This window comes from Pseudoduganella sp. RAF53_2 (genome assembly GCF_052113985.1).
GTDB lineage: Bacteria > Pseudomonadota > Gammaproteobacteria > Burkholderiales > Burkholderiaceae_D > Rugamonas.
On the sequence record NZ_JBFRDW010000282.1, the window covers coordinates 1 to 7,299 of the forward strand.

The 7,299-nt window shown below is 61.9% G+C and carries 7 protein-coding genes; all 7 read right to left on the bottom strand.

Going from position 1 to position 7,299, the window contains the following annotated elements:
* A partial coding sequence (gene nusA / locus AB4Z11_RS17290) for a transcription termination factor NusA (RefSeq protein WP_442026475.1) occupies window positions 1-1,035 on the bottom strand: 1,035 nt, incomplete at its 3' end.
* Entirely contained in the window at window positions 1,032-1,520 is a 489-nt protein-coding gene (gene rimP, locus AB4Z11_RS17295) for a ribosome maturation factor RimP (protein WP_442026476.1), read from the bottom strand. The genes nusA and rimP, both read right to left, overlap by 4 nt.
* A 269-nt stretch (window positions 1,521-1,789) precedes the next feature.
* Window positions 1,790-3,976, bottom strand: a complete 2,187-nt coding sequence (locus AB4Z11_RS17300) for a pseudouridine synthase (protein WP_442026477.1) — start codon at window positions 3,974-3,976, stop codon at window positions 1,790-1,792.
* Window positions 3,963-4,700, bottom strand: a complete 738-nt coding sequence (scpB, locus tag AB4Z11_RS17305; protein ID WP_442026478.1) for an SMC-Scp complex subunit ScpB — start codon at window positions 4,698-4,700, stop codon at window positions 3,963-3,965. Before scpB ends, AB4Z11_RS17300 begins: the two co-directional genes overlap by 14 nt.
* A gap of 193 nt (window positions 4,701-4,893) precedes the next feature.
* Window positions 4,894-5,883 carry a glucokinase gene (locus AB4Z11_RS17310; protein ID WP_442026479.1) on the bottom strand — a complete coding sequence of 330 codons (990 nt, stop codon included), beginning with the start codon at window positions 5,881-5,883 and terminating at the stop codon, window positions 4,894-4,896.
* 311 nt (window positions 5,884-6,194) lie between these two features.
* Window positions 6,195-7,175: a VTT domain-containing protein gene (locus AB4Z11_RS17315; protein ID WP_442026480.1), complete on the bottom strand. Its 981-nt coding sequence runs from the start codon at window positions 7,173-7,175 to the stop codon at window positions 6,195-6,197.
* A 25-nt stretch (window positions 7,176-7,200) separates the two neighbouring features.
* The coding region (locus tag AB4Z11_RS17320) for an ABC transporter ATP-binding protein (RefSeq protein WP_442026481.1) at window positions 7,201-7,299 on the bottom strand (99 nt) is incomplete at its 5' end.

A 7,299-nucleotide genomic window follows, 5' to 3' on the forward strand; every position in this document is an offset into this window, starting at 1 on the left:
TTCTTCGGCGGTCATGATGTTGATCTTCCAGCCGGTCAGCTCGGAAGCCAGGCGCACGTTCTGGCCGGAGCGGCCGATCGCGATTGCCAGGTTTTCTTCGTCAACCACCACGTCCATGGCGTGCTTGTCTTCATCAACCATGATCGAGCTGACGTTGGCCGGAGCCAGCGCGCCAATCACGAACTGCGCCGGATCTTCCGACCACAGCACGATGTCCACACGCTCGCCGCCCAGTTCAGCGGTCACAGCCTGAACGCGGGAACCGCGCATGCCGACGCAGGTACCGATCGGGTCGATACGCTTGTCGCTGGTGTGCACGGCGATCTTGGCGCGCACGCCGGCGTCGCGGGCGGCGGATTTGATTTCCAGCATGCCCTGCTCGATTTCCGGCACTTCCAGTTCGAACAGCTTCATGATGAACTCTGGCGCGGTGCGCGACAGAATCACCTGCGGGCCGCGCATATTGCGGTCCACGCGCAGGATGTAAGCACGTACGCGGTCGCCGATACGCAGATTCTCTTTCGGGATCATCTGGTCGCGTGGCAGGCGTGCTTCGATCTTGCCGGATTCAACGATGGCATCGCCGCGCTCCATGCGCTTGATGGTGCCGGTTACCAGCGCATCGCCGCGCTCCAGGAAGTCTTGCAGGATCTGCTCGCGCTCTGCGTCGCGCACGCGCTGCAGCACGACCTGCTTGGTGTCCTGCGCGAAGCGGCGGCCGAATTCCACGGATTCGATCGGCTCTTCAATGTATTCATCGACTTCGATGTCAGGGATCTGTTCCTTGGCTTCGAACAGCAGCACTTCCTGGTCAGGCAGCTGCAAACCGGCCTCGTCCGGCACCACGTGCCAACGGCGGAAGGATTCGAATTCACCGGATTCGCGGTCGATCGAAACGCGAATATCGACTTCGCCTTCATAGCGCTTCTTCGTGGCTTGCGCCAGTGCGAACTCGAGCGCACCGAACACAACGTCCTTGTCGACGTTCTTTTCGCGCGCCAGCGCATCAACCAATAACAAAACTTCGCGACTCATGCTTTGCGGCTCCTAAAATCCACCTGTGGCACCAAGCGTGCCTTATCAATGTCCGCGAGCGTGAAATTCAGCACCGCAGGACCATCTTTACCTTCAAATTCAATACCCAGTTGTTCGCCTTCCGGCTCCGTCAGGATGCCCTGGTAGGACTTGCGGTTCGCGGTGCCGGGAATCGCCATGCGCAGCTTGACGATGGCTTCACTGCCGGCAAAACGCACGAAGTCGCTGAACTTGCGCAGCGGGCGGTCCAGGCCGGGCGACGAAATTTCGAGGCGCTCGTAAGGAACGTTCTCGACCGTCAGCACGTGCGACAGCTGGTGGCTCACCGTGGCGCAGTCTTCAACCGTAATCGGTCCTTTTTCCTCAGCGTCTTCCGCGGTGAAATCGATGTACACACGCAGCAGTCCGCGCTCGGCCCGCTCGAAATCGACCAGGTCGTAGCCGAGGCCCGATACGGTCTTTTCAATCAATTCAGGCAATTGCAAGGAAAAATCTCCAGATACTCAAAACGGTTCAACCAAAAAAAAATGGGCAACTGCCCATCTTCTTGTCCTACAGCCAGATGAAAGCACCCTCAGCAAAACTACCTTGCGAAGAACTTTTACTAGGCTGCTCATTATAGCGCCTTATTGACTTCGCTGCAATGCCGCATACCACATCACGGAACTTACAACAATATCAATCGGCGCTAAAAACCACTGCATAACCCAGGTGGCAGGCACGTCGTGCCTGCCACCAGATTCTGCCGTGGGTTTTAACCCTTGCGGCGGCGCGGCATGCCATGATCCATGGCGCCACCACGCTGCTGGCCACCACGGCGCTGCTGCTGGCCGTGGCCGGCGAAGCCGAAAGTGGTCTGCAGCGGGTCCGGCTGGCGCGGGCCTTTGCCCTTGTTGCCGCCGCGATTGTTACCACCGCCACCACCACCGGCACCGCCCTGGCGCTGGTCGCCGAAGCCGGCATGGCCATGAGCACCACCGCCGCTGCGGCCGGCGCCAAAGAAGTTGCCCTGGCCACCCTGGTTGCGGCCGCCACGCGGCGCGACCGGGAACGGGTCAGCATTCTTGTTGCTCACGTCCATACGGTTGCCATTTGGCTCACGTTCGCGCTTGTTGCCGCCACCTTGCTGCTGCGGCTTCTTCTGCTCGCCGCCGCCAGCGGATTCTTTCTTGAAGCCAACAGCCGCCAGCAGGTCGCGCACGGTGTTTTCTTCCATTTCTTCCCAGCGGCCGCGCTTCAGGTTGCTCGGCAGGGTCAGCGCGCCGTAGCGGGTACGGATCAGGCGGGACACGGTCAGGCCGATCGCCTCGAACATGCGGCGCACTTCACGGTTACGGCCTTCGCCGATCACCACGCGGTACCACTTGTTGACGCCTTCGCCGCCACCGTCGGCGATCTTGGAGAACTGCGCCATGCCGTCTTCCAGCTCGACGCCGGCCAGCAGCTTCTGGCGCATACCMTCTTCCAGCTCGCCCAGGGTACGCACGGCGTACTCGCGGTCGATGTTGTAGCGTGGGTGCATCAGGCGGTTGGCCAGGTCACCGCTGGTCGTGAACAGCAGCAGGCCTTCGGTATTGAAGTCCAGACGACCAACGGCCAGCCATTTGCCCACTTTCATGGTCGGCAGGCGGTCGAACACGGATGGGCGGCCATCCGGATCGTCGTGCGACACGATTTCGCCKGCCGGCTTGTGATASASSAKCACGCGCGGCGGCTTCTTGCTCACCTTGCGCTGCACCAGCTTGCCGTTGATACGCACGGTATCGGTCGGCAGGATGCGCTGACCGATGTGGGCCGGCTCGCCGTTCACCGACACGCGCCCGGCGATGATCAGCTCTTCCATATCGCGGCGCGAGCCCATGCCGGCGTCGGCCAGCACTTTGTGCAGCTTCGGCGCATCGTCTTCCGCAGTCAGGTCGCGGCGCACCGGCTTCGGCTGGTGCTTGCCCTTCGCGCCGTCTTCGCGGTCGAAGTCTTCCGAGGTTACGAAGGAGAACACGGCATCCGCTTCGGAGGCCTTGTCCTTGTTCTTCATCTTGTTGCCGAAGGCGCCATGCACACGCTGCTTCTGGCCCTGGCCCTGGCCTTGCTGGCCGCCCTGGGCCTGCTGGCCTTGCTGGCCTTCGCCGTGCTGCTGGCCATGCTTGCCCTTCTTGTTCTTGTGCTTGCCATGCTTCTTACCGTGACGCTCACCTGGAGCGGTCGTCGGCCAGACACCGTCGCCTGCCGATGCGTCGCCAGCGGCGTTGTCAGCGCCTGCGGCGGCTGGCGCTGCGGCGTGTGCGGATTCGGCGCGCTCGGCATCGCGGTGAGCGCGCTGCTCGCGCATCTGGCGCGGACCACGCGGCCCGCGAGCTTTATTGTCGCCAGCGGACGGCGTGGCACCCGAACCTGCAGCGGAAACATCGGCATCCGCGTCGGCACGGCCTGTACCAGCACCGGCGCCACGGGCCGAACCGGCGCGGCTTGCGCCAGCAGCGGCCACAACGGACGCATCGGCATCCGCGCCAGCGGCGGCACGGGTTGCTCCGGTCGCTGCGGCGGCGCCAGCGGCGGAGCGGGACGCGGCACCAGCGGCATCCTCGGCGGTGGCCTTGCGGGATGCAGCGGTCTTGCGGGCCGGCTTAGCGGCTGCCGCGGCCTCAGGGGCGTCGCTCGCGGCCGGGGCGGCGTCAGCGGCTTTCCTGGTGGCGCGCTTTTTGGCTGGCGCAGGCGCTGCGTCAGCAGAAGCTGCATCAGCGGCCGGGCTCACGCCAGCGTCGGCCGCAGCCTTGGCCTTGCTTGCACGCGGCTTTTTGACGGGTGCTTCGCCGGAAGCGGCAGCTGCTGCGGCCGCAGCATTATCAGCCTCGATCTGCGCTTTGGTGCGGCGCTTAGGCTTCGCAGCTGGCGTATCGGCGGCCTGGACGCCGGTCTCTGGGGTATTCTCAGATTTGTTCATTATTCGTGTCTTGTGATGGCTCAGCGTCTGGCGTTGCTTCCGGCGCCGTTTCTACTACCGGCTCCTCTGCGGGAGCCGCTTCAACAGTGTTCTCAGTGTGTTCGGCAGCGTGGGCCGCCTTCTCGAAATTCTCTTCCAGCGCCGCCTCCAATACTTCCAGCGGGTTGGACTCCTGCTCACCGCCCAATTGCTGCAGCGGCGGCAACTGGGACAGCGAATCCAGTYCCAGATCGTCCAGGAACTGCTTGGTGGTCCCCAGCAAGGCCGGACGGCCCAGCACATCGCGGTAGCCGACCACATCAACCCAGCCGCGATCTTCCAGCATCTTGATCGTCTGCGAGTTCACGGCGACCCCGCGGATTTCCTCGATATCGCCGCGGGTAACCGGCTGGCGATAGGCGATGATCGCCAAAGTTTCCAATGTGGCGCGCGAATATTTCGGCACCTTTTCCGGACTCAAGCGGTCTAGGTATTGCTTCATTTCAGGACGGCTCTGGAAGCGCCAGCCACTCGCCAGGCTGACCACTTCAATTCCGCGCCCCTGCCAATCCAGGCGCAATTCTTCCAATAATTCCTTGATCGTATCGGCGCCGACACCCAGGCCCAGCGGGTTGCCCTGATCATCGACATCGACATACAGCTTTTTCAGGCTGTGGATCGACAAAGGCTCAGTCGCGCATAGCAGCGCGGTTTCGAGGACTTTTTTCGCCTCAACTGTATTCATAGCGTATTGTTGGTTGCAAAGCGATGCAAGAGAAGCGCCGGGCCGCTGCGCGCCGGGGCGAAAGTCTCAGATGGAGAGTATTGTTTTCAGGGCGAAAACAGGACGGCAGACYCAGAACGATTGGCGCCGTTACATCCAACTGCGCCAATTGTACCTTATAAAACCGCGAACGGTGCAATTCGCGGGAAATGGTTTAGTGCGTTGCTAATTTTTCAGCCAAGATTGCCGAAACACCAACAAAAGCCGGATATTCGGCGGTAATGACATAAGTAGGAATGGCCGACAGATAGCCGCGGAATCGCCCCTTGGCTTCAAAACGCGCACGGAAGCCGGAACGGTCGAAGCGCTCGCCCAGGCGCGGCACGATGCCGCCGCCAATATAAATACCGCCAACCGCGCCCAGCGTCACGCCCAGGTTGCCGGCGATGGTGCCCATCATGGTGCAAAAATGCTCGATCGCCTCGTCGCACAGCGGGCATTCGCCGGCCAGCGCGCGGCGTGCGATTTCGGATGCTGCCATGACTTCCGCCGGTTGCCCACGCAGATGCGCCACCGCGCGATACAGCAGCTCAATACCCTGGCCGGACAGCAGGCGTTCGGCCGACACGTGTTCGAATTCGGTCCAGGCGTACTGCAGAATCGCCACTTCGTCCGCATTCATCGGCGCGAAGCTGACGTGGCCGCCCTCGCTCAGCAGCGCAGTCCAGCCGGCCGGCGAAGGAATCAGGCCGGAAACGCCCAGGCCCGTGCCCGCCCCTACCAGGCCCAGAGCGCCCGGCTGCGGCATACCGCCACCCACCTGATGCTTCTGCGCGTCGGACAAATGCGGCAGCGAGCGCGCCAGCGCCGTGAAATCGTTGACCACCACCAGCACTTCGAAGCCCACTTCCTGACGCATGGCTTCGATGGAGAATTCCCAATGATGATTGGTCATGCGCACAAAGTCGCTGTTCACCGGATTGGCGATGGCGATCGCGCCATGACGGATGCCCGTGCCGGAAGCCGCCTGCACATCGGGAAGCGCCAGATAAGCCTTCAGCGCATCGGCCAGCGTGGCATAGGCAGAGCCCGACAGCACGTGGATATGGCTGATCTGGCCGGCTCCCAGTTCCAGCGCGAAACGGGCATTGGTGCCACCGATATCAGCCAGCAGGCGCGGCGCGGAGAGGGTTTGAGCAGTCATGGCAAGAAGCAAAATAAACGAGCCTTAATCCTACGGGATTTCTTGGCGCAAACGCAAGTCATCTTTGTAGTTTGGGTACAAAAATAGGATAGAACGCCACATTGTGAGATATTTGCCGCGTAGTATGACTACTGTTTGCGCGTCGATCAGATAGCAAAAACCACGAGCGGAAAAAGGGGTGGCTGGCACGATGTGCCAGCCACCAGCTCTTGCTTTAGGGGTGAGAATTACGATGTGCCAGCCACCAGCTCTTGCTTTGGGGGTGAGAATTACGATGTTTCAGCCACCAGCTTTTGCCTTGGGGGCGAGATTTATTGACCGGYGGGCGACAGATTGTCGGGATCGCGCTCCGCCACCACGGCCGTCGCGGTTTCAGGACGGAAGGCGCTATTCCACGCGTCCAGGCCGCCGTGCAGCGGCTTGGCGCGCTTGTAGCCGAAGGAATGCAGCTGTTTGGCGACCTTGGCGGCCGTCACATCGTTCGGGCAGCTGCAATAGACGATGATGTGACGGTCCTTGGGCAGCGAGGCTATCAACTTGGTCGGATCGCCGTTGACAAGCAAGGCGCCGGGCACTGGCGGGTCCAGCATCTGGGCGGTCTGGCTGCGCGCATCGATCATGATCGGATCGTGACCCTCATCCAGCAGCTCTTTCAGCTCGTCGACGGAAATACGCTCGGTCTGCATCGCCTTCTGGAAACGGCGGCGCTCGACGTATTTGGCCACGATGAACAGGGTCAGCAGCACGCCCAGCACCATCAGGGCGGTCGAGCCCATGGTCGAGAGCAGATCCAGCACCGCATCCACGTCCGAGTGGAAGTAGGCGCCAATGGCGATGCCGGTGGCGCTCCACAGCAGGCCGCCGGTCAGGGCGAAGCCGAGGAAAGCCGGCAGCCGCGTGCCCATGGCGCCGGCCAGCGGCGGAGCAATGGTATTGAAGCCGGGGATGAACTTGGCCACCACCATGGATTTCGGACCCCACTTCTTGAAATTGTCCTCGGTCTGGCTGACGCAATAATCCGGCGACAGCGAGATCTTGCACAGCAGCTTGAGAATGCGTTTGCCGTAGCGGCGGCCGGCGCGGAACCAGAACAGATCAGCCAGCAGGCAGGCGGACATCGCCACCAGCAGCACGCCCCAGAACGGCGTACTACGCGCATCGTCCATGGCCAGCGCACCGGCGACGATCAGGATCGGATAGGCGGGGATCGGCATCCCTATCTGCTCGACAAGCACGACAGCGAACACAATCAGGACGCCATAATGCTGCAGGAGGGAGATCAAGTTAGCCATAGTAGTCGTATCTTAACGCAATTCATCAGGCACCGCGCGGGATGGCCCCGAGCAGCGTCCGCGTGTAGGGATGTTGTGGATTTCGGTACAGGTCGTCAGAGTTTGCCATCTCAACCACTTCCCC

Bases quoted from the DNA above. Each gene is read 5' to 3' on its own strand.
- AB4Z11_RS17310 (WP_442026479.1), bottom strand. From the start codon at position 5,883: ATGACTGCTCAAACCCTCTCCGCGCCGCGCCTGCTGGCTGATATCGGT.